Origin of the sequence: Bradyrhizobium uaiense, from assembly GCF_010811875.1 — a bacterium.
GTDB classification, from domain to species: domain Bacteria; phylum Pseudomonadota; class Alphaproteobacteria; order Rhizobiales; family Xanthobacteraceae; genus Bradyrhizobium; species Bradyrhizobium uaiense.
Genome location: NZ_VKHP01000183.1, coordinates 1 through 19866, shown reverse-complemented (window position 1 = coordinate 19866; position 19866 = coordinate 1). Strand labels below are relative to the sequence as shown.

19 protein-coding genes and 2 pseudogenes are annotated in these 19866 nt (G+C 64.7%); 6 read left to right on the top strand and 15 right to left on the bottom strand.

Annotated elements, in window-relative coordinates; all coding sequences use genetic code 11:
- A pseudogene (locus tag FNJ47_RS32945) lies at positions 1-305 on the top strand (multidrug efflux MFS transporter); the annotation flags it as partial.
- A gap of 25 nt (positions 306-330) precedes the next feature.
- The gene (locus FNJ47_RS32940; RefSeq protein ID WP_092123976.1) at positions 331-789 is read left to right on the top strand and encodes a carboxymuconolactone decarboxylase family protein; all 459 of its coding nucleotides are present in this window, start codon (positions 331-333) and stop codon (positions 787-789) included.
- Between the two features lie 149 nt (positions 790-938).
- Here the strand turns inward: FNJ47_RS32940 and FNJ47_RS32935 are convergent, their stop codons facing one another.
- The 10 genes from FNJ47_RS32935 to FNJ47_RS32890 form a co-directional block, all read right to left on the bottom strand.
- Positions 939-1799, bottom strand: coding sequence for a D-amino-acid transaminase (locus tag FNJ47_RS32935; RefSeq protein ID WP_163160099.1), 861 nt, complete (start codon positions 1797-1799; stop codon positions 939-941).
- Between the two features lie 209 nt (positions 1800-2008).
- On the bottom strand, positions 2009-2740 hold the full coding sequence (locus FNJ47_RS32930) for an amino acid ABC transporter ATP-binding protein (RefSeq protein ID WP_163160098.1): 732 nt from the start codon (positions 2738-2740) through the stop codon (positions 2009-2011).
- Between the two features lie 19 nt (positions 2741-2759).
- Entirely contained in the window at positions 2760-3452 is a 693-nt protein-coding gene (locus tag FNJ47_RS32925; RefSeq protein ID WP_050405694.1) for an amino acid ABC transporter permease, read from the bottom strand.
- Positions 3453-3454: 2 nt separating this feature from the next.
- Positions 3455-4186, bottom strand: coding sequence for an ABC transporter permease subunit (locus FNJ47_RS32920; protein WP_163160097.1), 732 nt, complete (start codon positions 4184-4186; stop codon positions 3455-3457).
- Between the two features lie 153 nt (positions 4187-4339).
- The gene (locus tag FNJ47_RS32915; RefSeq protein WP_163160096.1) at positions 4340-5257 is read right to left on the bottom strand and encodes an amino acid ABC transporter substrate-binding protein; all 918 of its coding nucleotides are present in this window, start codon (positions 5255-5257) and stop codon (positions 4340-4342) included.
- Between the two features lie 29 nt (positions 5258-5286).
- A complete protein-coding gene (locus tag FNJ47_RS32910; protein WP_206685370.1) occupies positions 5287-6150 on the bottom strand; it encodes an alpha/beta fold hydrolase in 864 nt (287 codons plus the stop codon).
- Positions 6147-6563 carry a hypothetical protein gene (locus FNJ47_RS32905; RefSeq protein WP_163160095.1) on the bottom strand — a complete coding sequence of 139 codons (417 nt, stop codon included), beginning with the start codon at positions 6561-6563 and terminating at the stop codon, positions 6147-6149. Before FNJ47_RS32905 ends, FNJ47_RS32910 begins: the two co-directional genes overlap by 4 nt.
- Positions 6564-6707: 144 nt before the next feature.
- Positions 6708-7553 (bottom strand): IclR family transcriptional regulator, encoded by an 846-nt coding sequence (locus tag FNJ47_RS32900; protein WP_163160094.1) that lies wholly within the window; start codon positions 7551-7553, stop codon positions 6708-6710.
- Between the two features lie 200 nt (positions 7554-7753).
- Complete coding sequence (locus FNJ47_RS32895) at positions 7754-9040, bottom strand: MFS transporter (RefSeq protein WP_163160093.1); 1287 nt, start codon at positions 9038-9040, stop codon at positions 7754-7756.
- A 216-nt stretch (positions 9041-9256) separates the two neighbouring features.
- Positions 9257-10642 carry a M20 family metallopeptidase gene (locus FNJ47_RS32890; protein WP_163160092.1) on the bottom strand — a complete coding sequence of 462 codons (1386 nt, stop codon included), beginning with the start codon at positions 10640-10642 and terminating at the stop codon, positions 9257-9259.
- 229 nt (positions 10643-10871) lie between these two features.
- On the opposite strand from FNJ47_RS32890, the gene FNJ47_RS32885 reads away from it, so the two are divergent.
- A complete protein-coding gene (locus tag FNJ47_RS32885) occupies positions 10872-12257 on the top strand; it encodes an LLM class flavin-dependent oxidoreductase (protein ID WP_163160091.1) in 1386 nt (461 codons plus the stop codon).
- Positions 12258-12423: 166 nt separating this feature from the next.
- Here the strand turns inward: FNJ47_RS32885 and FNJ47_RS32880 are convergent, their stop codons facing one another.
- From FNJ47_RS32880 to FNJ47_RS32870, 3 genes are all read right to left on the bottom strand, one after another.
- Positions 12424-14088: a thiamine pyrophosphate-binding protein gene (locus tag FNJ47_RS32880; RefSeq protein WP_163160090.1), complete on the bottom strand. Its 1665-nt coding sequence runs from the start codon at positions 14086-14088 to the stop codon at positions 12424-12426.
- A gap of 129 nt (positions 14089-14217) precedes the next feature.
- Positions 14218-14733 (bottom strand): GFA family protein, encoded by a 516-nt coding sequence (locus FNJ47_RS32875; protein WP_236000229.1) that lies wholly within the window; start codon positions 14731-14733, stop codon positions 14218-14220.
- Between the two features lie 113 nt (positions 14734-14846).
- Positions 14847-15974 (bottom strand): alkene reductase, encoded by a 1128-nt coding sequence (locus tag FNJ47_RS32870; protein ID WP_163160089.1) that lies wholly within the window; start codon positions 15972-15974, stop codon positions 14847-14849.
- A 102-nt stretch (positions 15975-16076) separates the two neighbouring features.
- Here FNJ47_RS32870 and FNJ47_RS32865 point away from each other — a divergent pair, with 102 nt between their 5' ends.
- Positions 16077-16460 (top strand): winged helix-turn-helix domain-containing protein, encoded by a 384-nt coding sequence (locus FNJ47_RS32865; RefSeq protein ID WP_163160088.1) that lies wholly within the window; start codon positions 16077-16079, stop codon positions 16458-16460.
- A gap of 400 nt (positions 16461-16860) precedes the next feature.
- On the opposite strand, the gene FNJ47_RS32860 is transcribed toward FNJ47_RS32865, so the two are convergent.
- The gene (locus FNJ47_RS32860) at positions 16861-18357 is read right to left on the bottom strand and encodes an aldehyde dehydrogenase family protein (RefSeq protein WP_163160087.1); all 1497 of its coding nucleotides are present in this window, start codon (positions 18355-18357) and stop codon (positions 16861-16863) included.
- Between FNJ47_RS32860 and FNJ47_RS32855 the strand changes: the two genes are divergently transcribed.
- Entirely contained in the window at positions 18356-18583 is a 228-nt protein-coding gene (locus tag FNJ47_RS32855; RefSeq protein WP_163160086.1) for a hypothetical protein, read from the top strand. The two genes, FNJ47_RS32860 and FNJ47_RS32855, sit on opposite strands and share 2 nt — an antisense overlap.
- A gap of 34 nt (positions 18584-18617) precedes the next feature.
- Positions 18618-19468 (top strand): annotated as a pseudogene (locus FNJ47_RS32850) (SDR family NAD(P)-dependent oxidoreductase).
- Between the two features lie 20 nt (positions 19469-19488).
- On the opposite strand, the gene FNJ47_RS32845 reads toward FNJ47_RS32850, so the two are convergent.
- Positions 19489-19791, bottom strand: a complete 303-nt coding sequence (locus FNJ47_RS32845) for a hypothetical protein (protein ID WP_163160085.1) — start codon at positions 19789-19791, stop codon at positions 19489-19491.
- Between the last annotated feature and the right edge of the window lie 75 nt (positions 19792-19866).

The following is a 19866-nucleotide window of genomic DNA, read 5'->3' as shown; positions in this document are numbered from 1 at the left end:
TGCTGACCAAGCGCGAGCAGTATCACTCCAACGTGCTGATGCAGTCGGTCTCCATGCTGGAACAGGCGACCCGCACGCGGATTGAAGGATTGACCCAGTATTTCCTGAACCACGGCGTCGCCGACCAGGCAGCCGCCGCCCACCGTGCGATCGCGGCGGTCGGCAATGTCGTGCAGAAGCAGGCCTACATCCTCGCCTTCAGCGACACCTTCTACCTGCTCGGCGTAGCCCTGATTGTCGCACTGGTGGCGACACTGTTCCTGAAGAAGCCGGGCCAGCTCGCTGGCGGCGGTGGTGCGCATTAGAAACCCTCAACCAAGGAGAACGACCATGAAACCCCGGATGAACTTCTACCAGGCCGCCCCCGAGACCATCAAAGCGCTGGTCGCGGTCGAAAGCCAGATCACCGCGAGCGGCCTCGAGCAATCGCTGATCGAGCTGGTCAAGACCCGCGCCTCGCAGATCAACGGCTGCGCCTACTGCATCAACATGCACACCGAGGACGCCCGCAAGCACGGCGAGACCGAGCAGCGGCTCTATCTGCTCAACGCCTGGCGCGAGTCGCCGCTCTACTCCGAGCGCGAGCGCGCGGCGCTGGCCTGGACCGAAGCGTTGACGCTGGTTTCAGAGACGCATGCGCCCGACGCCGACTATGAGGCGGTGCGTGCGCAATTCACCGACAGCGAGCTGGTCAACCTGACCACGCTGATCGGCGCCATCAACGCCTGGAACCGGATCGCGATCGGCTTCCGCGCGGTGCATCCGGTGAAGGTGAAGGTGGCGGCGTGAGGGCGATACTGTCCGCCATCTATTCCACTGTCATGCCCCGCTTCATGCGGGGCATCCAGTACGCCGCGGCTTCTCGGCTCTAGCACGGCGGCCTCTGGATACTGGATCGCCCGGTCGCGCCGGGCGATGACACCGCGAGTGAGGACAGATCAAACCGCCGTCGCCCTCGCGAACTCGACATAGATCTCGCGCAGGCGATCGGTCATCGGACCGACCTTGCCGTTGCCGACCTTCTTGCCGTCGATCGCGACCACGCCCTGCACGAACACCGAGGCGCTGGTGATGAAGGCTTCCTTGGCGGCGAGCGCTTCCTCGACCGTGAAGGAACGCTCCTCGATGCGAAGCTGGCGCTCCTCGGCAAGCTTGACCACCGCCTTGCGGGTGCAGCCGGGCAGGATCTCGTTGCCGTTCTGCCGGGTCACGATGACATCGTCCTGGGTGACGATGAAGGACGAGGACGAGCCGCCCTCGGTGACCTTGCCGTCCTCGATCATCCAGGCTTCGCCGGCGCCGGCCGCGGCGGCAGCCTGCTTGGCCAGCACCTGCGCGAGCAGCGCCACGCTCTTGATGTCGCGCCGCTCCCAGCGGATGTCGGGCACCGTGATGACGTTGATGCCGGTCTTGGCCGATGGCGCGTTGATGATGTCCTTTTCCGAGGTGAACATCACCAGGGTCGGCTTGACGTCGGCCTTCGGGAAGGCGAAGTCGCGCCCCTTGTCGGCGCCGCGGGTAACCTCGAGATAGACCATGCCGTTGACGAGGTCGTTGCGCTTGACCAGCTCCTTCTGGATCTCCTCGATCCGCTCGAGCGTCTCGGGCAGCGCCAGCTCGATCTCGCCGACCGAGCGCTTCAGCCGGGCCAGATGCGAGGCGTTGTCGATCAGCTTGCCCTCGAGCACCGCCGCCACCTCGTAGATGCCATCGGCGAACAGGAAACCGCGATCGAACACCGAGACCTTGGCCTCGGAATGCGGCACGAACGAGCCGTTGACGTAAGCGATCTTTTCCACGCGAGTTCTCCTGCGGACGAAGGGGGAGTTCTGGGCTTTCGTATACGCAAATTGTTAACGGGGGAAAACCCTCCGCGTCGTCATTCCGGGGCGATGCGAAGCATCGAGCCCGGAATCCATTCCACCATGGGTGATGCGGCTCAATGGATTCCGGGCTCGCGCTGCGCGCGCCCCGGAATGACGAGCTGGGAGGACCGGCGCCTCCAGCCCTAATGCTGCAAGATCTTCGACAGGAACTTCTGCGCGCGGTCGCTGCGGGGCGTGCCGAAGAAGTCGGCCTTCTTGGCGTCCTCGACGATCTCGCCGCGGTCCATGAAGATGACGCGGTCGGCGACCTTGTTGGCAAAGCCCATTTCGTGGGTCACCACCATCATGGTCATGCCCTCGCGGGCGAGGTCGACCATGACGTCGAGCACCTCGCTGATCATCTCCGGGTCGAGCGCCGAGGTCGGCTCGTCGAACAGCATCGCGATCGGGTCCATCGCCAGCGCGCGTGCGATCGCGACGCGCTGCTGCTGACCGCCGGACAATTCGGCGGGAAACTTCTTGGCGTGATCCTTCAACCCGACGCGCTCCAGGAGCTTCATGCCCTTGGCCGTGGCATCGTCAGACTTGCGGCCCAGCACCTTCTCCTGCGCGAGGCGGAGGTTGTCGATGATGCGCAGATGCGGGAACAGCTCGAAGTGCTGGAACACCATGCCGACGCGCGAGCGCAGCTTCGGCAGGTCGGTCTTGGGATCGTTCACCTTGACGCCGTCGAGTGTGATGTCGCCGCCCTGGATCGGCTCCAGCGCGTTGACGCATTTGATCAGGGTCGACTTGCCCGAACCGGACGGGCCGCAGACCACCACCACTTCGCCCTTGGCGACGCTGGTGGTGCAGTCCTTCAGCACCTGGAAGGTCGGCCCGTACCATTTATTGACGTGATTGATCTCGATCATGATGGCTCGACTTGTTTGTTCAGCGAACAATGGCAATGCGCGACTGCAGGCGGCGGACGCCAAAGGAAGCGACACAGGAAATGACGAAGTAGACCAGCGCGGCGAACAGATACATTTCGACCAGACGGCCGTCGCGCTGCGCGACCTTGCTGGCCGCGCCGAGGAAATCCGGGATCGACAGCACGTAGACCAGCGAGGTGTCCTGGAACAGCACGATGGTCTGCGTCAGCAGCACCGGAAGCATGTTGCGGAACGCCTGCGGCAGCACGACGTAGCGCATCGACTGCGCGTAGGTCAGGCCGAGCGCGCTGGCCGCGGCCGGCTGGCCCTTCGAGATCGACTGGATGCCGGCGCGCATGATCTCGGAGAAGTACGCCGCCTCGAATGCGATGAAGGTGATCAGCGAGGAGGCGAAGGCGCCGACCGTGATCGGCCGCGACGCGCCGGTCAGCCACTGCCCGATATACGGCACCAGGAAGTAGAACCAGAAGATCACCAGCACCAGCGGCAGCGAGCGGATGAAGTCGACATAGAAGCCGGCGATACGCCCGAGCCATTTGTAGCTCGACAATCGCATCAAGGCGATCAGTGTGCCGAACACGAGGCCGCCGAACGCTGCAAGCGCCGTCAAGGTCAGCGTGAAGCGCATGCCCTCGAAGAACAGATAGGGCAGCGCGCGGCGGATGACGTCGAAATCGAAATTGCCGAGCATGGTCATTTGCCCGTGATGTAGCCGGGGATCGCGACATAGCGCTCGAGGAAGCGCATCGCGGTCACCACGACGAAATTGAGGAGAAGATAGAGCACGGTTGCCGCGGTGAACGCCTCGAACACCTGGAACGAGAATTCCTGCATCGACCGCGCCTGGCCGGTCAATTCGATCAGGCCGATGGTGATGGCGACCGCACTGTTCTTGATGGTGTTGAGGAATTCGGAGGTCAACGGCGGCAGGATAATGCGGAACGCCATCGGCAGCAGCACGTAGCGATAGGTCTGCACCGTGGTGAGGCCGAGCGCCGTCGAGGCCTGCTTCTGCCCGCGCGGCAGCGAGGTGATGCCGGCCTGCAACTGCACGGCGACGCGCGCCGACATGAAGAGCCCGACGCCGATCGCAGCCGTCCAGAACGGCGCATTCGGCAACTGCTTCAGCCACAGTCCGGCGGTCCGCGGCAGCAGCTCAGGCAGCACGAAGAACCACAGGAACAGCTGCACCAGCAGCGGCATGTTGCGGAAGAACTCGACCCAGCAGAAGCCGATCCACGACGCCGTCCGCGACGGCAGCGTGCGCAGCACGCCGATCACCGAGCCGGTCACCAGCGCGATGATCCAGGCGAGCACCGATACCTTGACGGTGACCACCAGTCCCGACAGCAACAGGTCGAGATAGGTGCCGGTCCCCATCGGGTTCGGCTCAAGAAAGATGTGCCAGTTCCAATTATAGTTCACGGGTCCCCCACGCGCGGCCGCGGCGATCACGCATTACGCCGACTTGGCGCGCGGCGTCTATGCAAATGTCCGGCCATTTTCCTCCAAAATGGCCGGACACGTTTATTTTCGGGCCCCGCCGCCGATGGCGACGGGTCATGCGCAACACTGCGATCAGTTCACCAGATACGCATCCGGATCAGGCGAATCCGCCGGCTTCGCAAACTGCTTCTTCATCTCCGGTCCAGCCGGCGAGTTGAGATTGAGGCCCTTCGGCGGGATCTTCTGGGTGAACCACTTGTCATAGATCTTCTGGCCCTCGCCGCTGGTGTAGAGCGCCGCGGTGGCGGCGTCGACGACCTTCTTGAACGGCGCGTCGTCCTTGCGCAGCATGATGCCGTAGGGTTCGGGCTTGGAGAACGCGTCCTTGGAGATGACGTAGTCGTCCGGCGACTTCGAGCCGGCGACGAGGCTGGCGAGCAGGATGTCGTCCATCACGAAGGCAACCGCGCGATCGGTCTCGACCATCAGGAAGGCCTCGGCATGATCCTTGGCGGGGATGATATTGACGCTCAGCCCGCGCGCAAGGTTGGCCTCGGTGAGCTGCTTGATGTTGGTGGTGCCGGCGGTCGAGACCACCGTCTTGCCCTTCAGATCATCGATCGAATTGATCTTGTTCGCCTTCTTCGTGACGTAGCGGCTGGCGGTCAGGAAGTGGCTGTTGGTGAAGGAGACCTGCTTCTGGCGCTCGGCATTGTTGGTGGTCGAGCCGCATTCGAGGTCGACGGTGCCGTTGGCCATCAGTGGAATGCGCGTCGCCGAAGTGACCGGGTTGAGCTTGACCTCGAGCTTGTCGAGCTTCAGCTCCTTCTTCACGGCATCGACGATCTTGTAGCAGATGTCCATCGCGTAGCCGACGGGCTTCTGGTTGTCGTCGAGATAGGAGAACGGGATCGACGAGTCACGGTAGCCGAGCGTGATCGCGCCGGTGTCCTTGATGTTCTTCAGCGTGCCGGTCAGCTCCTGGGCCTGCGCCTGGCTCGCGCCGAGCGCGGCGGCGAGCGCGAAGCCGATGAGATATTTGGGTGTCATACGTCTACTCCTTCGTGGAAACGGTCGATCTAGTGCGTGAGAATGTCGGCGAGGACGGGTGCGATGTAGCCGCGAAACTGTTCGGGATTCTCGCTCATCGGAAAATGACCGAGCTTCTCCATGATCGTGACGCTGGCGCCCCCTATTGCCGCTGCGGTCCGCCTCGTGTCCTCGGGCGTGCAGGAGAAATCATACTCGCCCGTGAGGAGATAGAGGTTGCATACTTTAGTATCGATTGACGCGACCCGGCCGCGCAGGTCGCCGTCGACACGGTAGAAATAGAGGTCGCCCTTGAACACACCGGGGCCGCCCTGCTTGTAGGCCCACAGCGTTTCCGTCCGCGCAGCTTCGGGGCTCTGCGGCGCGATCAGCCCCGACACCAGCGCAGCGCAGACCTCGCCGCCGTGAACGTCCGGCCGGTTCAGCCAGTCGGTGTCGTACCACGGCGCCTGGAAATCCGCGGCCTCGAGCCCGATCAGCGCGCGGAACTCGGCGGCATGTTCGATCGCAAGGTTGAGCACGATGCGGCCGCCGATCGAGCAGCCCATCACGACAGGCTTCTCCAGACCCAGCGCACGGCAGAACGCGCGGATGGTTTCGGTGTAGCGTGCAGTGGTGAGTTGGTATTCATCGCCGGTCCAGCTCATCGGCGGATTCGACTTGCCATGCCAGGGCATATCGAAGGCAATGATGCGGAATTTTTCGGCAAATTGCTCGTCAGCGAGCAGATGGCGCCACTGCCGCGCGTCTGATCCCGCGGTGTGCAGGCAGACCAGCGGAATGCCCTTGCCGTTCTCCTCGAAATAGATGCGGTGCAGCTCGTCGCCGATCTCGACGTGCACGTAGCGGCCGACCATCGGCTCGATATGACCGTTCATGACGGTTCCGCTCATGATACGGCTGCCGCGAAATGCTGCCGCGGCAGCGCCAGCAGGTCCTTGAAGTATTGCAGATGCGTCATGAAGGGATAGAGATCGCCCTCCAGCACCGCCTCGCCGCGCTTGGTCAGCGCCAGCAGATCATGCCAGCCGGGCGTCGGTTCGGCCTGCCAATAGGCGGCCCAGGCCTGCGGCGTCGCGCGATAGGCAAAGCGCCACGAGCGCATCAGGATCGGCGAAGGGACAAGCTCGACGATGCGCCCATTGCGGATCGCGGCATGAAACGGCCGCGCCATCGCACCGATCAGGCAGTCGCAATCGAGCAGCCGCCCGCGCGAGACCAGCGAAGGCGCGCGGTCGAGCAATGCGGGAAGGCCGGCAAACGCCGTCGTGACAGCGTCGTCGGTGGCGTCGGGCAATCGCGTCATCTGTCGGGGAAGTTTCCTGCGGCGGACGACCCATGATGACCGGAAGGCCGCGATCCCGCAAGGCGCCGATGCCCTTGGGTTCCCTGGATTATTCGCTTGACCAAACGCGGCGTGCCGGTTCAGCGCGCGGGCCGCGGCGGCATCTCAACTCGCCTTGACGGCACGTCCATTCTTCGGCGCCTGCGCCATCGCGCGCGCGAGCACCTGGGCTTCCTTCTTCAGCATGTCGGCGAGCTCGCTTTCGCGGCGGCGGATGCGGTCACTTGCCGCACCGATCGACAACGCGGCGACCACCTCGCCGGCATCGTCACGGACGGGGACGCCGACGCCACCCATGCCGGGGAACGCGGCGTCGAGCAGCACGGTGTGGCCGGCCTTGCGCGCCATGGCGATCCGCTCGCGCAGGAACTTCGGCGTGATGCGCGGCGATTTCGCCAGCCGCGGCACGATCACCTCGATCACGGCCTCGATCTCGGCATCCGGCAGCCAGACCAACAGCGCCAGCGCACCGGCACCGACGCCGAGCGGACGTCGGCTGCCGATCTGCAGATAGTTCGGCTGTAGCGGATGGCTGCCGACCGAGCGCGCCAGATACAGCGCCTCGACGCCGGAGCGCACCGACAACAGCGCGGTATCGGCCGAGCGCTCCGACAGCCGCAGCAGGCTCGGCTGCGCCAGCTCGGCGATGTCGACCGAGCGGCGCGCGCCGACCGCCATCACCCGCGCCTCCTGGCCGAGCTCATAGGTCTTGGCGCCGCTGACCCGGCTGACAAAACCTTCCTCGATCAGCGAGTTGAGGATGCGCAGCGCAGTCGCCTTGTTCAGCGAGGTGGTGTCGGCGATGTCGGTCAGCCGCAGCGGCGAGCGCTGCGCCAGCACGCGCAGGATCGCGCAGACCTTCTGGATCGCGTTGAACTTGTCGGGTTGGCCCGGCTCCGGCGGTGGCCTCTTGCGGCTGGTCCGCGCGGTCGCAGTCGTGGAGGCGTTCATGCCTTGGCCTTCCTTGCCTCAATTCCAAATCCTGAACCGGCACGACCAGTGGACTTGCCCGGCGGACATCATCCTAAGACGGATGATGCACGCCGGACACCGTATACTTTCGTCAGATGAAACTTTGAATTCAACTATCTGCGCTGCTTTGCAGCAATGCAGATATTTGAATTTCGTATCACGAAATCACCAGAATGCAGCTACGCCAGCCGCATCCTTCGGATCGTGAAGAGCGCGCCGAGGCTGAGGATACAGACCGCGGTGAGATAATAGCCCGGCGCGAGTTCGCCGATCGGCGCAAAGCCGCCCATCCAGGTCATGATCGCCGGCCCCATGCCGCCGAACAATGTGACGCCGATGTTGTAGCTGAGACCGAGCCCGGTGGCACGTGTCGCCGCTGGAAACAGCTCCGACATCAGCGCGGCCAGCGGCCCGTAATACAGCGACTTGAGCACGCCGAGCCAGAGCACGCCGAGCAGGATGATCATCGGCGTCGGCTTGCCGGTGAGCAGCAGGAACGCCGGGAAGATCGACACCAGCAACAATAGCGCAAACAGGATCATGTGCGTGGTGCGTCCGATCTTGTCGGAGACAAGACCTGCGATCGGCGCGAGCAACGCAACCGCCGTCTGCGCGGCGAATGCGGCGATGAACCCGACCGACGGCGCGAGGTTGAGCGTCTTCACCACATAGGTCGGCATGTAGACGATCAGATAGTTGACCGCAGTCGACACAGCGAGCGCACCGATCGCAAGCAGCGTGGCGAGCTTTTGCCGCGCCAGCACCTCCCTGACCGGCGAACCCTGCTTTCCGGCCGCGGGCGGCGGCGTGGCGTCCTCGACATGGTTGCGGATGTAGATGCCGACCGGACCGATCAGCACGCCGAACAGGAACGGCAGCCGCCAGCCCCAGGCTTGCAGATCCTCCGGGCTCATCAGCGAGGTCAAGAGCGCACCGAAGCCCGCTCCGAGCAGGCCGCTGACGCCCTGGCTTGCGAACTGCCAGCTCGCGACAAAGCCGCGCCGCTCCGGCATGTGCTCGACCAGGAACGCGGTCGAGGAGCCGAACTCGCCGCCGGCGGAGAAGCCCTGCACCAGCCGCGCCAGCATCACCGCGATCGGCGCCAGGATGCCGATGGTCTGATAAGTCGGCATCAGCGCCAGCACCAGCGTGCCTGCTGTCATCAACACGATCGACAGCATCAGCGAGGCCTTGCGGCCGTGCCGGTCGGCATAGGCGCCGAGCACGATGCCGCCGATCGGGCGGATCATGAACGACAGGCCGAAGCTGCCGAAGGTCAGCAGCAACGAGGTGGTCGGATCGTTGGCCGGAAAGAACGCCTTGGAGAGATAGACCGCGAAATAGGCGTAGACCGAGATGTCGTACCATTCGAGCGCATTGCCGACCGAGGTCGCGACGATCAGGCGGGTGATGTTGTTCTTGGTGGTGGCGTTGACCTGAGAGTTAATCGGCGTCGATAGTGTCATCTAGATTCCTTGGCCATTTTAGACACTGTTTCGTTTCGCTTCACCTCTCCCCGCCTGCGGGGAGAGGTCGGATTGCATCGTCAGATGCAATCCGGGTGAGGGGGTACAGGTCTCACGTCGATCACACGTGTGGAGAGAGGCCCCTCACCCCACCCTCTCCCCGCAAGAGCGGGGCGAGGGAGTCCATCCAGTCTTTGCTTGGCCCAGCGCCGCCCTTCACCCCTTGTGCGGCGTCTCGCCGAGATCCCAGAACAGGCCGGCCATGATGGTCAGCGCCTCCTCGGTCACCGGCAGCAGGATGTGCTCGTCGGGAGCGTGCTGCGAGCAGCCCGGATAAGAATGCGGCACCCAGATCGTCGGCAGGCCGAGGCCTTCGGAGAACACGTCGTTCGGCAGCGAGCCGCCGAAGTTCGGCAGTACCGCCGGCGCCTTGCCGGTGGTGGTGCGGATCGAGTTCGCCGCCCAGTCGATCCACGGGCTGTCCATGTCGGTGCGCGAAGCGGCAAAGCGCTGCGTACCGGATACTTCGACCATCGGAAATCCGTTCTTGTGCAGATAGTCGCGCACCGCGTCGATCACCTCGAGATGCCTGGTGCCGACCACGAAGCGGAGCTGCAGCACCGCGTTCGCCTTGCCGGGAATCGCGTTGGCGGGCTTGTCGATATTGCCCGACGACATCGCCAGCACTTCGAGCGTGTTCCAGGCATAGAGCCGCTCGGCCGCGGTCAGGCCCTCCTCGCCCCAATCTTCCGCCAACTGAGGCTCGTCCGCCGTCGGCTTGATCTCGACGTCGGCGAGCGCGGCGCGGACGCGGTTCGAGATCGGCGGCGGCTTCAGGATCTCGAGCTTCATGCGGCCCTTGCCGTCGACGAGGCTCGCGATCGCGCTCGCCAGGATCGTCGCGGGATTGGCGAGCACGCCACCCCAATTGCCGGAATGGTTGCCGCCCTCGCGCAGATTGACGTCGAGATGGATGCGGTTGCCGCCGCGGCAGCCGAGGAAGATGGTCGGCCGCTCCCCCGACAGCCGCGGCCCGTCGGAGGCAATGAACAGATCCGCTTTCAGCTCCTCGCGATGCGCCTCGCAGACCTCGCGCAGATCGGGCGAGCCGATTTCCTCGCCGGTTTCGATGATGAACTTGGCGTTGAAGCCGAGCTTGCCGCCGCGCGCCTGCTTCACCGCCCGCAGCGCAGCCATGTTGATCGAATGCTGGCCCTTGTTGTCGGCGGTGCCGCGGCCGTAGACGCGGTCGCCCTTGACCGTGGTCTGCCAGGGATTGAGCCCGTCGCGCCATTCGCCGACCATGCCGTCGACGACGTCGCCATGGCCGTAGGTCAGCACGGTCGGGCGCGCGGCATTCTCCTGGTAGTCGGCGATCAGATACGGGCCACGGCCGGTCGGCGACTCGATCAGGCGGGTCTTGAAATCGAGCTCGGCAAAGGCCGGCTGCAGATTCTCGACCAGATAGGCGCGCAATGCATCAGCCTTGTCGGCATTCAGGCTCTCGGTCTGGTAGCCGACCCTGCGGTCCAGCTCCTTCAAGAACTGTCCCGATTGAAAATGCTCTCGCGCGTTTGCGACTGCGTCGGCCCGTGTCGCCATGATTGTTCCTTCGTCCGGTCACGTCTTGGCATGAACCTGCCGGAGCGCCGCGTCGCGCATCCGGATCATGCTTCTGGAGAGCCGCAACCTATCGGGATCGGCGCGCGACCGGAAGGGCACCAAATGCGAATGGGCCTTGCCAAAACGTGGGAAGTCGCAACAAGTTGATGCGGGGATGCCCGGCATCGACCGGGCAGCACGGCGCAAGGTTTCGACCAAGGTTACGGCAATGACAAAACAAATCCGGCTCAACGCCTTTGCCATGAACTGCGTGGCGCATCAGTCGCCGGGGCTGTGGACCCATCCGCGCGACCGCACCAAGGACTACAACAAGCTGTCCTACTGGACCGATCTGGCGAAGACGCTGGAGCGCGGCCGGTTCGACGGGTTGTTCCTCGCCGACGTGCTCGGCGTCTACGACGTCTATGCCGGCAATCCGGATGCGGCGCTGCGCAACGCGGCGCAGACCCCGGCCAACGAGCCGCTGATGCTGATCCCGGCGATGGCTGCAGTAACCGAAAATCTCGGCTTCGGCGTCACCAGCAATCTCTCCTTCGAGCCGCCCTACCCGTTCGCGCGGCGGATGTCGACGCTCGACCATCTGACCGGCGGCCGGGTCGGCTGGAACGTGGTGACCGGCTATCTCGACAGCGCGGCGCGCGGCGCCGGCAAGGACAAGCAGACCGCACATGACGACCGCTACGAGCTCGCCGACGAATATATGGAGCTGGTCTACAAGCTCTGGGAAGGCAGCTGGGAGGACGACGCCGCGATCCGCGACGTCGCGCGCGGCATCTTCACGGATCCAAAGAAGGTGCATCGCGTGCAGCACGAGGGCAACAACTACCGGCTCAACGCGATCCATCTGTCGGAGCCGTCGCCGCAGCGCACGCCGGTGCTCTACCAGGCCGGCACCTCGCCGCGCGGCCGGCAGTTCGCCGCCGAGCACGCCGAATGCGTGTTCATGTCGGGCCCGTCAGCCAAGGTGATCGGCCCGCGGGTGTCGGCGATCCGCGAGCTCGCCGCCGCAAAGGGCCGCAACGCCGCCGAGATCCTGATGTTCTCGATGATGTGCATCGTGGTGGCGCCGACCGAGGCCGAAGCCAAGGCGAAATACGCCGAGTATCGCAGCCACATCAGCCATAAGGGCGCGCTGGCGCTGATGTCGGGCTGGACCGGCGTCGACTTCTCGACCTATTCGCTCGACCAGGAGGTGCGGCACGTGCAGAACGACGCCGGCCGTTCCGCGATGGACAACGTCACCCGCGCCGACCCCGACCGGGTCTGGACCGTGCGCGAGGTTGCCGAGCATGTCGGCATCGGCGGCGCCGGCCCCGTGGTGGTCGGCTCACCCGAGCAGGTCGCCGACAAGATCGAGCAATGGTTCGAGGACACCGGCGTCGACGGCCTCAACGTCGCCTTTGCGATCTCGCCCGGCGATTTCGAGGATATCGCCGACATGCTGGTGCCGGAGCTGACCAAGCGCGGCCGCTACAAGAAAGAATATGCGAAAGGCACGCTGCGCGAAAAGCTGTTCGGCGAAGGGCGCAGAAAGCTCAACGACACGCATCCGGCGAGCCGCTATCGGGTGAAACGGAGCGCAGCGGCGGAGTAGAGGACGCTCTTCGTCCCGTCATCCCCGCGCAAAGGCTTCGCCTTTGTCGCTGGAGGTGCGAGCGGAGCGAGCCTCGAAGGATCGACGGCCACCAGCCGGGCCGTCGACCCTTCGAGACGCGCTTCGCGCTCCTCAGGGTGACGGTGTGAGAACAAGCGTGCGCCGTTCAATTCACCGAATTGCTCACCATCACCTCGATCAGCTTCGCACCCGGGCGGCTGAACGCCGACTTCATTGCGCCCTTCAGCTCCTGCGGATCGGTGACCTTGATCGCCTCCAACCCGAGCGAACGCGCGACGCCGGTGAAATCGACCGGCGGATCGACGAAATCCATGCCGACATAATGATCGTCGCCATGGAACGCGAGCAGGCGCTGCTTGATGATGCGGTAGCCGCCATTGTTGACGATGACGAAGGTCAGCGGCAGCTTGTGGTTGGCGGCGGTCCACAGCGACTGGATCGAATACATCGACGAGCCGTCGCCGGAATAGCACACCACCGGCCGCTGCGGATTGGCGAGGCTGACGCCGACCGCGGCCGGCAGGCCCCAGCCGATGCCGCCCGACGCCAGCGCGTGATAACCGTAACGATCGCGATGCGCACGCAGCGCGAGGATCTGCCGCGACGAGGTCAGGCCCTCGTCGACCAGGATCGCGTTGTCAGGCATCGCTTCGACGACCTGCAGTGCAAGCCAATCGGGATCGATCGGCGAGGTGTGACTGGCCTTCGAGATCTGCTCGACCAACGCCTTGCGCTTCGCCGTCCAGTTTTTCGTCGACAGCGCCGCGAGGCCCTGTTTGGCACGCGTCTCCAGCGCACCGCCGCCGAGCTCCTTCAATGCCGGGACCAGCGCGCGCAGCGTCTCCTTGACGTCGGCCTTGACCGCGATCTCCGCGCCGTAGTTCTTGGCGAGATCGCTGTCGACCAGGCCGACCTGCACGATCGAGAGCCCGTCCGGCAGCGGATCGATCTCGCTGTAGACGGACATCCGCAGCGGATCGCCGCCGAGCGCGATCAAGAGATCATGCGGCGCCAGCGCATCGCGCGCGACCTTCTGCAGCCGCGCGATCGCGCCCATGAAGCTCGGGCTTTCGGAAAGGAAGTGCGAGCCATAGGGCGTCGGCGACTGCCAGGCCGGGCAGCCCAGCGTCTCGGCAAGATCGGCCGCCTCGCGCAGCGCATCGCTTTTGACGATCTCGTCGCCGACGACGATCACCGGACGCTCCGCTTTCAGGATCCGCGTAGCCAGCCCCTTCAGCGACTCCTCCGACGGCCGGACACGAGTGTCGACCCGGGTGGAGCGGCCGAGTTCGATGCCGGCCTCCGAATTGAGGATGTCGCCCGGCAGCGAGATGAACACCGGCCCGGTCGGCGGCGTGGTGGCGATCTTGGCGGCGCGGCGCACGATGCGCGGCAGGTCTTCGAGCCGCGTCACCTCGACCGCCCACTTCACCAAGGGAGTGGCCATCTGCACCAGCGGGCCGTAGAGCACCGGCTCGGTCAGCCCGTGGCCCTGCTCCTGCTGCCCGGCGGTCAGGATCAGCGGCGTGCCGGTGAAGCTGGCGTTGTAGAGCGAACCCATCGCATTGCCGAGACCGGGCGCGACATGCACGTTACAGGCGACGAGCTTGCCCGAGGCGCGGCTGAAGCCATCGGCCATCGCGACCACCAGACTCTCCTGCATCGCCATCACATACGTGAGATCGGGATGGTCTTTCAGCGCGTGCATGATCGGCAGTTCGGTGGTGCCGGGATTGCCGAACAGATGGGTGACGCCCTCATCCTTCAGCAGCGCCAGAAATGCCGAGCGGCCGGTAATGCGATTCTTCATGTTCCCTCCAGGCCTGTCAGCGCGTTGGCCGACGGGATCAAGGGAGATGACCAAACTTGCGCTCCGGGAGCAATCGAGCGACCGGTCATGGCCGCATTCCGCAGGCGCGCGCCTGATGCAGGACGCGCGCTAGAACATCCCTTCGCGCTCGCTGCGCTTCTTCTTTTTCGAGCGCTGCCAGACCACGCCGGGATAGCCCTTCAGCGGCACCAGCGGCTCGCCGGTGTAGGCCCATTCCTGCAGTTCCTCGATCGCGATGTGATAGAGCGGCTGCCGGCCGGTGCGCCCCGAGAACAGCGCGCGCGGGATGTTGACCATGTGCGGCGACCGCGCACGTTCGTAACAAATCGGCGTGCCGCAATTGGCGCAGAAGCTGCGCGCGGTCTTGGTGGCGGCATCGTCGTAGCGCGACAGCTCGCTCGCGCCTTGCGTGATGCGGAAACGTTTGCGCCAGCTGCCGACATAAGTCGCATAAACGGCGCCATGGGCACGGCGGCTGGCGGCGGTGTGATCGTGCCAGGCCCAGCGCGCCGGCACGTCAATCTCGAACCGCACCTTGCCGCACAGGCATTGGCCGGCCGCAGGCTTTGCGAGCGCCACAGGCTTGGGCTTCTTGGTCGGCTCGAACTCGTCGTCCGGAAACATCGGGAGGCGCTCCATTGCTCGGCGTCATTGCGAGGAGCGAAGCGACGAAGCAATCCATCCCTCCGCATACCCGGAGATATGGATTGCTTCGCTTCGCTCGCAATGACGCGAAGTCAAGCCTGCGCCAGCTCGTCGTGCGCGGGATAATCCGTGTAGCCCTTCTCCTCACCGGCATAGAAAGTGGCGCGGTTGTACTTGGTCAGCGGGTAGCCGCGTTGCAGGCGGCGCGGCAGGTCCGGGTTGGAGATGAAGTAGCGGCCGAACGCGATCGCATCGGCATGGCCTTCCGCGATCGCGCTCGCGGCGCTGTCGCCGACGAAATTGCCGGCGGTGATCAGCACACCGCTCCACATCGGGCGGTACAGCACCATCGCGGACGGCACGTTCTGCCAGTCGACCTCGGCTCGGCCCGTGCCCGAGGCACGCGGCTCGATGAAATGCAGATAGGCGAGCCCGAACTTGTCCAGCGCCTTGATGGCGTGGCTGTAGAGCGGCATCGGATCGGCCTCGCCGCTGCCATTGGCAATGCCGTAGGGCGAGAGCCGCACGCCGACGCGATCGGCGCCCCAGATCTCGGTCACCGCCTGCGTCACCTCCAGCAGGAAGCGGACGCGGTTCTCGATCGACCCGCCATACTGGTCGGTGCGCTGATTGCTGCGCGATTGCAGGAACTGCTCGATCAGATAGCCGTTGGCGCCGTGAATCTCGACGCCGTCGAAACCGGCCACGAGCGCGTTCTTCGCGCCCTCACGATAGGCCTCGACCATCAGGGCGACCTCACTGGTCTCGAGCGCACGCGGCGTCTCGTAATCGACCACCTTGCCGTCCGCGGTCATGCATTTGAACTCGGAGGGGATCGCGACCGCCGACGGCGCCACCGGCAGCGCGCCACCCGGCTGGAACGAGGAATGCGAGACGCGGCCGACGTGCCAGAGCTGCAGGAAGATCAAGCCGCCCTTGGCGTGCACGGCATCCACCACCTCGCGCCAGCCCGCGATCTGGGCCTCGCTGTAGATGCCGGGGACGCCGGGATTGCCGAAGCCGGTGGCGACCACCGGCGAGGCTTCCGCGATCAGCAGGCCGCCGGGCGTCGCGCGCTGCGCATAATATTCCGCGTTCATCGGCCGCGGCGCGAGGCTCGGCCGCGCCGCCCGCATCCGCGTCAGCGGCGCCATCACGACGCGATGCTTGAGCTGGTACGGGCCGACCCTGAGCGGAGAGAACAGCGACGGAGGATTCATGCCTACCCCAATTAATCTTATGTGATTTCCCGTTATCTAACGGGTTCATCTTGTTCATAAAAGCGGGTAGTGGCAATCTGTTGCCACGAGAACAGGTCTCCCATGTCGAAATCGAGCGCCTCATCGCTCCCCTCCCTGAGCGTCCGCATCGACCTCGATGCCGAGGACCGGATCGGGCCGGGCAAGATCCTGCTGCTCGAGCAGATCAAGGAATGCGGCTCGATCTCGGCCGCCGGCCGCGCCATGGACATGAGCTACAAGCGCGCCTGGGACCTGGTCGACGAGATCAACCGCATCTGCCGCCAGGCGGCGGTGGAACGCCAGACCGGCGGCAAGAACGGCGGCGGCGCGGTGCTGACCCCGTTCGGCCTGTCTTTGGTGGCACGCTACCGCAAGATCGAGCGCGATGCGGCGAGCGCCGTGCGCAAGGATCTCGAGGCGCTGCGCAGCGACATCGGCAAACCGAAGAAGGCCGTCGGGCGGTAAACGCAGGGACCTCCGGCCGTCGCAGGGACGCGCCCGCGAAAATATCGAAAACAACCCCATGCACAGTAGCCGGCGGCGACCGGCGTGCGACAAGGCATCTTGACGTGTCGGGCAACTCAGGGGTATATTTCTAATATTCAGAAATTGGCGAGGCTGTCTCCTCTTTCACCACCGTCATCGCCCGGCTCGACCGGGCGATCCAGTACGCCGCGGCCCTTCGGCTCAAGCACTGCGGTCTCTGGAATACTGGATCACCCGCATGCGCGGGTGATGACACTGAGGAAGCTGAGCAATCACCCCGTCATCTTGAGGAGCCCGCCAACGGCGGGCGTCCCGAAGGATGACTACAATGCCATTATGCGATTGCCCGCCGCAGGCGGCGAGAGGCAGGAAGCACCGCCTAACCAGTCTTGATCCACACTGCCTTGACGTTGAGATACTCCTCGACGTGCTGCTTGCCGGACTCGCGGCCGTAGCCGCTCATCTTGTAGCCGCCGAACGGCACCGCGGGATCCATTGCCTGGTAGCAATTGACCCAGACCGATCCGGCGCGCAGCGCCTTCGCGACCTGGTGCGCCTTGCTGACATTGGTGGTCCAGACGCCGGAGCCGAGGCCGAAGGTGGTGGCGTTGGCGCGCTTGATCAGCTCGTCCGGGTCCTTGAACGAGATCGCCGAGATCACCGGGCCGAAGATCTCCTCCTGCGCGATGCGCATGTTGTCCTGCACATTGGCGAACACCGTCGGCTGCACGAAGTAACCCTTCGACAGCGCGCCCTCGGTGAGACGACCGCCGCCGGCCAGCGCCTTGGCGCCCTCCTTCTGGCCGAGGTCGAGATAGCCGGAGACGCGGTCGAGCTGACCCTTCGACACCAGCGGCCCGATCTGGGTGTTGGGATCGAGGCCGTTGCCGACCTGCAGCTTCTTGCCGAACTCGGCGACGCGGCCCACGAATTCGTCATAGACCTTCTGCTCGATGAACAGCCGCGTGCCGGCGCTGCAGATCTGCCCTGAGTTGGCGAACACCGCCATCGCCGCGCCCGGCACCGCCGCATCGAGATCGGCGTCGGCGAACACGATGTCCGGCGACTTGCCGCCGAGCTCGAGCGACACGCGCTTGAGGTTGCCGGCCGACGCACGGATGATCGACTGGCCCGTGACGTGCGAGCCGGTGAAGGCGACTTTGTCGACATCGGGATGATTGGCGAGCGCAGCACCCGCGGTCTCGCCATAGCCCGGCACGACGTTGACGACGCCGGGCGGAATGCCGGCCTCCATGCAGAGCTCGCCGATGCGCAGCGAGGTCAGCGGCGATTCCTCGGCCGGCTTCAGCACCACGGTGCAGCCGGTCGCGATCGCAGGGCCGATCTTCCAGATCGAGGCGGTCAGCGGCCCGTTCCACGGGATGATGGCGCCGACCACGCCGATCGGCTCCTTCAGCGTGTAGGAGAAGATCTCGCCGGGCAGCGAGTTCTCGATGGTCTCGCCGTGGATCGCGGTGGCTTGTCCCGCGTAGTAGCGCAGCATGCCGAGTACGCGCAGCCGGTTGCCGCGGGTGCGGCTGATCGGCGCGCCCATGTCGAGCGTGTCGAGCTGGGACAATTCCTCGAAATTGGCTTCGACCAGCTCGGCGAGCTTGAGCAGCATGTTCTGCCGCTCGAACGGCTTCACCTTGCTCCAGGGCCCTTCGAAGGCGCGGCGCGCCGCCGCAACCGCGCGGTTGATATCCTCGGCATCGCCTTCGGCGACCGTCGCGAGCAATTCACCGGTGGCGGGGTTATGGGTTTCGAACTTTTTGCCGGATGCGGCGTCGAGCCATTTGCCGTCGATCAGCATCTTCTTGTAGGAGCCGTCGGCATAAGGATGGCGCGTGATCGGAATAGCCTGCGAAACAGCCATGTTTGCACTCCCTGTCAAATTGTCGGCTGAGGTCTTTTGGAAGCGTTATATCGGCGATTCTACAGCGCAGACGCGCAACCGTAAAGCGGCGCCGACGTTGAAGATGGTGGCGCGCATGAAACCTCCCATGCGCCTGCATGCATGGTACGCGCATTATGCTAAGGGTTTCCTGTTTGACGCGTTTTCTTCACGCGAATGGGAACCACTTCGCTTGAAAACGCTATGATAACCTCAGCCACATATGTGTCCGGAGACAACAGATGCCTTACCCCGTGATATCAGCCAATCATGTTGCCGTGATCACCGGAGGCGCATCCGGCATCGGTCTCGCAGCCGCGATACGGTTTGCCGAAGCCGGCATGAAGGTCTGCATCGCCGATCTCGGCGATGACAGGCTGAAGGCGGCTGCGGCAAAACTGTCATCTGCCGCACCCGGCGGCGCGGATGACATCATGACGGCTGCCGTCGACGTCAGTCGGGCCGACGAGGTCGCAAATCTCGAAGCCGCCGTCGCAAAAAGATTCGGCGGCACCGATATCCTGATGAACAATGCCGGCATCCAGCCCGGCAGCGCGATGTTCGGTCCGTCAGACGATTGGCAGCGCATCCTTGGCGTCAATCTGTGGGGCGTCATCAACGGCACCCAGGCCTTTGCCCCCAACATGATCAAGCGCGGCCGGCCGGGGCTGATCATCAACACCGGCTCCAAGCAAGGCATCACCACGCCGCCGGGCGATCCCGCCTACAACGTCTCCAAGGCCGGCGTGAAGGCGTTCACCGAAGCGCTGCAACACGAGCTGCGCAACACCGACGGCTGAAGCTCACGGCACATCTGCTGATCCCGGGCTTCGTGTTCACCGGACTCACCGCACGCGGCCGCACCGAGAAGCCGGCCGGCGCCTGGACATCGGAGCAGACCGTCGGCTTCATGATCGAACGCCTCGATGCCGGCGACTTCTATATCCTCTGCCCTGATAACGACGTGCCGCGCGCGCTCGACGAACGCCGCATCCTGTGGGCCGCCGGCGACATCGTAGAGAACCGCCCGCCGCTGTCACGCTGGCACAAGGATTACGGCGATGCGTTCGCGGCGTTCGTGAAAGGGAAGTGAAAGCGCAGGGTAAGGCTAACTCACCTTTCTCCATTCGTGCTGTCATCGCCCGGCTCGACCGGGCGATCCAGTATTCCAGAGACTTCAGTGCTTGAACCGAGGGGCCGCGGCGTACTGGATGCCCCGCATGAAGCGGGGCATGACAGCGGAATAAATGGCGGACAGGCCGGATCGGTCGGCTGCTCGATCGCCCATGAATCCAGCGGGTAGGCATAGCGCAGGCTCTGGTCGCCGAAACGGGTCTGCCGCGCCTTGCTGATCAGCCCGGGCAGCGTCATGACCAGCGCGACGACCTGGTTGATCGACAGGCGGATGGTCGGCACAAATGGTGGGGTACGCTTCGCTTCTGTAACGGGCCTCGATCAGTCAATCCCTTTTTGCGTTGTCCACTCGCCGGG

Coding starts and splice junctions, on each gene's coding strand:
- FNJ47_RS32925 (WP_050405694.1), bottom strand. CDS start 3,452: ATGCTCGGCAATTTCGATTTCGACGTCATCCGCCGCGCGCTGCCCTAT.
- FNJ47_RS32905 (WP_163160095.1), bottom strand. CDS start 6,563: ATGACGCGATTGCCCGACGCCACCGACGACGCTGTCACGACGGCGTTT.
- FNJ47_RS32880 (WP_163160090.1), bottom strand. CDS start 14,088: ATGAAGAATCGCATTACCGGCCGCTCGGCATTTCTGGCGCTGCTGAAG.
- FNJ47_RS32855 (WP_163160086.1), top strand. CDS start 18,356: ATGTTTGCACTCCCTGTCAAATTGTCGGCTGAGGTCTTTTGGAAGCGT.
- FNJ47_RS32860 (WP_163160087.1), bottom strand. CDS start 18,357: ATGGCTGTTTCGCAGGCTATTCCGATCACGCGCCATCCTTATGCCGAC.
- FNJ47_RS32890 (WP_163160092.1), bottom strand. CDS start 10,642: ATGGCGACACGGGCCGACGCAGTCGCAAACGCGCGAGAGCATTTTCAA.
- FNJ47_RS32915 (WP_163160096.1), bottom strand. CDS start 5,257: ATGACACCCAAATATCTCATCGGCTTCGCGCTCGCCGCCGCGCTCGGC.
- FNJ47_RS32875 (WP_236000229.1), bottom strand. CDS start 14,733: ATGTTTCCGGACGACGAGTTCGAGCCGACCAAGAAGCCCAAGCCTGTG.
- FNJ47_RS32900 (WP_163160094.1), bottom strand. CDS start 7,553: ATGAACGCCTCCACGACTGCGACCGCGCGGACCAGCCGCAAGAGGCCA.
- FNJ47_RS32870 (WP_163160089.1), bottom strand. CDS start 15,974: ATGAATCCTCCGTCGCTGTTCTCTCCGCTCAGGGTCGGCCCGTACCAG.
- FNJ47_RS32940 (WP_092123976.1), top strand. CDS start 331: ATGAAACCCCGGATGAACTTCTACCAGGCCGCCCCCGAGACCATCAAA.
- FNJ47_RS32930 (WP_163160098.1), bottom strand. CDS start 2,740: ATGATCGAGATCAATCACGTCAATAAATGGTACGGGCCGACCTTCCAG.
- FNJ47_RS32910 (WP_206685370.1), bottom strand. CDS start 6,150: ATGAGCGGAACCGTCATGAACGGTCATATCGAGCCGATGGTCGGCCGC.
- FNJ47_RS32895 (WP_163160093.1), bottom strand. CDS start 9,040: ATGACACTATCGACGCCGATTAACTCTCAGGTCAACGCCACCACCAAG.
- FNJ47_RS32885 (WP_163160091.1), top strand. CDS start 10,872: ATGACAAAACAAATCCGGCTCAACGCCTTTGCCATGAACTGCGTGGCG.
- FNJ47_RS32865 (WP_163160088.1), top strand. CDS start 16,077: ATGTCGAAATCGAGCGCCTCATCGCTCCCCTCCCTGAGCGTCCGCATC.